Genomic DNA, 2,226 nt, shown 5'->3' on the forward strand with positions numbered 1-2,226 from the left:
AGGGCCGCGCGCAGCCGTTCCGGGGAGAAACCGTCGGGTTCGAGCGCGAGGAGGGTGAGGATCTCCAACTGCCGGGGGCGCAGGGGGAGTGGGCGGGCGATCTCGTCGTCTCTGGTCGATTGCAGTCCGTTCTCGACCAACGGCGCACTGGTGGTGGCGAACGCCGCTCCGGAAGAACGCGACGTGGTGTTCGGGCGGACGATGCGGTGGGGCATGACCATCATGGTCGTGACGCCGATCCTCGCCTGGCTGCTGTTCGTTGTTCCCTGGTCCGTCTGAAACTTCTTTCAAAGAACGGAAACTCACAATGAACAGCGAATCCACACTTTTGCGCTCCCTCGACCCCCACTTCTTCGACGATCACGGAGCGGCGGTCAGTTTCGGCGAAGGCGCAACCCTCTCTCGCGCCGACCTGTTGGCCGCCGCCACCGCGGTCGCCGATCGAATCCACGGCGCACAGCGAGTGGCAGTACAGGCCACCGCCGGCCTCGAGACGGTCGTTGCTGTGACCGGCGCGCTGATCGCCGGTGTTGCCGTGGTCCCGATCCCGCCGGACTCCGGCCCGCTCGAACGTCAGCACATCATCGCCGATTCCAAGGCCGAACTGATACTCGGAGAAGGGCCGACGGATTCGAGTATCCCGTTGATTCCCATCGATATTCACGCGCGATCCGCGACGTCCTATCCCGAACCGAGCGCGGCAGCTACTGCACTGATCATGTACACCTCGGGAACCACCGGAGCTCCGAAAGGCGTCGTCCTCTCGCGAGCATCGATCGCAGCGGATCTCGACGCACTTGCCCACGTGTGGAATTGGACTCCGGAGGACACACTCGTCCACGGACTGCCCCTCTTCCACGTCCACGGGTTGATTCTCGGCGTGTTGGGCGCCTTGCGCGTGGGTTCGGCGCTGATTCATACCGTCAGACCAACTCCGGATTCGTATGCCGCAGCGGGTGGCTCGCTGTACTTCGGTGTTCCGACCGTCTGGTCACGAGTGTGCGGAGATCCCTCGGCGGCAGCAGCATTGCGATCCGCGCGTCTGCTCGTGTCCAGCAGCGCGCCACTTCCGGTTCCGTTGTTCGAGCGGATGAAATCGCTGACCGGGTTGGCTCCCGTCGAGCGCTACGGAATGAGTGAAACTCTCATCACCGTCAGCACGACGCACGACGGCGAACGCCGCCCGGGTTGGGTCGGCCACGCTGTTCCCGGTGTCAGAACGAGGTTGCGCGGCGAGAACGGTGAACTGTCGGCGCGCGACGGTGAGCAGCTTGGGCAACTGGAAGTTTCGGGAGCCGTGCTCTTCGACGAGTACCTCGGGAACCCCTCGAAGACAGCGGAATCCATGACCGAAGACGGCTGGTTCCGCACCGGCGACATCGCGGTGATCGACGACAGCGGATTCCACCGCGTCGTAGGTCGCGAGTCGGTCGACATGATCAAGTCCGGTGGATACCGCATCGGTGCAGGCGAGGTGGAACAGGCGCTTCTGGCGTACCCGGGGGTTCGCGAAGCCGCCGTCGTCGGTGTGCCGGACGACGACCTCGGACAGCGCATAGTCGCCTTCATCGTCGGGGAAGTAGCCGACTGCGCAGTGGTTTCGGACTTCGTCGCCGAATCGCTGTCGATCCACAAGCGTCCTCGCCAGGTTTGTCTGGTCGACAGCTTGCCCCGCAACGCCATGGGCAAGGTGCAGAAGAAACTGCTGACGCTCTGAGACAAGTCGCCTCCGTCAAAGCGTGCTCGGCTACTGTCGGGTGACCACGACGACGGCGTCAGCCATCCGATCGTGAAAGCCGCGTACGTCCGGTGCGCTACTGATCGAAACGATGATCGCGATCGAAATAGCGACTGTTACCAGAGAACCGAGAATGCTCGCGACACTGCCCAACGACATCGAATTCAGCATGCCGACGAGCTCGTCACCACTACCGAGCATGGCCAACGCCGAAACAGCCGATCCGAGGTACATGGGGATCACGAATGCATTCCGTTTGAAGGACTGCGACAGGGCCGGACGCGCACCTCCTACCGAGCGAACGCCTATTCCGAGGGCGAGTTTGCCCAGGGTTACCCCGAATGCCGACTCTCCCCATACGAAGTACACGATCGAACCGATCCCGATCATGAGGCCGATCAGACCCGAACTTGTCCGGTAGGCATCGAAGTCGAAAGCGCTTCCGAGCGTCGCGGTGGAGATCATTCCGCCGACGACCGATACAACTC

3 protein-coding genes are annotated in these 2,226 nt (G+C 62.9%); 1 reads left to right on the plus strand and 2 read right to left on the minus strand.

The genetic code is table 11. The annotated features are described in order from the left end of the window. Window positions 1-215, minus strand: a 215-nt coding sequence (locus ABT116_RS43260) for a hypothetical protein (protein WP_351646244.1), incomplete at its 3' end; no start/stop codon positions are given. A 92-nt stretch (window positions 216-307) separates the two neighbouring features. Between ABT116_RS43260 and ABT116_RS43265 the strand changes: the two genes are divergently transcribed. Next, window positions 308-1,717 carry an acyl-CoA synthetase gene (locus ABT116_RS43265; RefSeq protein ID WP_351646246.1) on the plus strand — a complete coding sequence of 470 codons (1,410 nt, stop codon included), beginning with the start codon at window positions 308-310 and terminating at the stop codon, window positions 1,715-1,717. 30 nt (window positions 1,718-1,747) lie between these two features. Here the strand turns inward: ABT116_RS43265 and ABT116_RS43270 are convergent. Then, window positions 1,748-2,226, minus strand: a 479-nt coding sequence (locus ABT116_RS43270; protein ID WP_351646248.1) for an RDD family protein, incomplete at its 5' end; no start/stop codon positions are given.

The organism is Streptomyces sp. NPDC002130, assembly GCF_040296465.1.
In the GTDB taxonomy this organism is placed as follows: Bacteria; Actinomycetota; Actinomycetes; order Streptomycetales; family Streptomycetaceae; genus Streptomyces.

What these genes read in the sequence shown, in the direction of transcription:
- ABT116_RS43265 (WP_351646246.1), top strand. Translation starts at nt 308, where the DNA reads ATGAACAGCGAATCCACACTTTTGCGCTCCCTCGACCCCCACTTCTTC.